We start from the raw sequence: 530 nt of genomic DNA on the forward strand, positions 1-530 counted from the left end.
CACGCCTATGAGACTCGACTCAAAGTCAGTGAGGGATGGCAAAATGAATGGTGGGCAAGCATGGAAAGTAATACCTGGAATACCATTCATGATAATAAAAAGGAAAATGCCGCACTCAATGATGTTCAGGTTGAAGTTAATTACGCGATTAAACTTGATGATCAATGGACGGTGCGCCCGGGAATGTTAACGCATTTTAGCAGCAACGGCACACGCTACGGACCCTACGTAAAACTGTCCTGGGACGCGACAAAAGATCTTAATTTTGGCATTCGCTATCGTTACGACTGGAAAGCTTACCGACAACAAGACTTATCCGGTGATATGTCTCGTGATAACGTTCATCGTTGGGATGGATATGTCACTTACCATATTAATAGTGATTTCACCTTCGCATGGCAAACGACGCTATACAGCAAACAGAACGATTATCGCTATGCAAACCATAAGAAATGGGCGACGGAAAATGCATTTGTTCTACAATACCATATGACGCCCGATATTACGCCATACATAGAATATGACTACCT

1 protein-coding gene is annotated in these 530 nt (G+C 43.0%); it reads left to right on the top strand.

The annotated features are described in order from the left end of the window. Positions 1-530: N-acetylneuraminic acid outer membrane channel NanC (nanC, locus tag ACS8YF_RS20135; protein WP_440851826.1), on the top strand; the 530-nt coding region annotated here is incomplete at both ends.

The organism is Salinisphaera sp. SWV1, assembly GCF_052044155.1.
Taxonomy (GTDB): domain Bacteria; phylum Pseudomonadota; class Gammaproteobacteria; order Nevskiales; family Salinisphaeraceae; genus Salinisphaera.